Source organism: Mesorhizobium sp. M0140, assembly GCF_040322475.1.
In the GTDB taxonomy this organism is placed as follows: Bacteria; Pseudomonadota; Alphaproteobacteria; order Rhizobiales; family Rhizobiaceae; genus Mesorhizobium.
Window position 1 is genome coordinate 1 of the sequence record NZ_JAMYTM010000084.1, and the last position, 1,101, is coordinate 1,101.

Annotated in this window: 1 rRNA gene and 1 pseudogene; both read right to left on the reverse strand. The window is 52.8% G+C overall.

Features of this window, described 5'->3' with window-relative positions:
• Window positions 1-692: ribosomal RNA gene (locus NKJ37_RS31935) — 16S ribosomal RNA — on the reverse strand; the annotation flags it as partial.
• Between the two features lie 191 nt (window positions 693-883).
• Window positions 884-1,101, reverse strand: a pseudogene (locus tag NKJ37_RS31940) (hypothetical protein); the annotation flags it as partial.

Below are 1,101 nucleotides of genomic sequence, written 5' to 3' on the forward strand. Positions count from 1 at the left end.
AGTACCGAGCCAGTGAGCCGCCTTCGCCACTGGTGTTCCTCCGAATATCTACGAATTTCACCTCTACACTCGGAATTCCACTCACCTCTCTCGGACTCGAGATTGCCAGTATTAAAGGCAGTTCCAGGGTTGAGCCCTGGGATTTCACCCCTAACTTAACAATCCGCCTACGTGCGCTTTACGCCCAGTAATTCCGAACAACGCTAGCCCCCTTCGTATTACCGCGGCTGCTGGCACGAAGTTAGCCGGGGCTTCTTCTACGGTTACCGTCATTATCTTCACCGTTGAAAGAGCTTTACAACCCTAGGGCCTTCATCACTCACGCGGCATGGCTGGATCAGGCTTGCGCCCATTGTCCAATATTCCCCACTGCTGCCTCCCGTAGGAGTTTGGGCCGTGTCTCAGTCCCAATGTGGCTGATCATCCTCTCAGACCAGCTATGGATCGTCGCCTTGGTAGGCCATTACCCCACCAACTAGCTAATCCAACGCGGGCTCATCCATCTCCGATAAATCTTTCTCCCGAAGGACGTATACGGTATTAGCTCCAGTTTCCCGGAGTTGTTCCGTAGAGATGGGTAGATTCCCACGCGTTACTCACCCGTCTGCCGCTCCCCTTGCGGGGCGCTCGACTTGCATGTGTTAAGCCTGCCGCCAGCGTTCGTTCTGAGCCAGGATCAAACTCTCAAGTTTTGAAACTTTGATTGGCTTTTATCTGGTCACGCTTTGAATTGACGAGAACATTCACACCTAGACACTCACGTGTCTTGGTAGACTTTATTCTCTCAAAACGTGTCCGCCAAAGTCTCGTTCGAACCTCATACCCCTGGCGGGATAAGAGGTTCAGCAGGACTCTGCCGCCCACGTTTCTCTTTCTTCATTATTCAATTTTCAAAGAACAGACACCGCAAACGCAATGTCGTGACCCGCTTCGCTTTTGGCTCCGGGGCCGTCCGAGTGTCGCTTACGCGGCTCTCTTGAATTTCGCTAAGGGCAGGCTTAGAAGCAAACTTCTTCGTCGCCAGCGGCGAGCCGCCCTCGTTCGTGAGGCGTATATAGTCGCCACACTCGACAACTGTCAACACACATCGACAATGTTTTT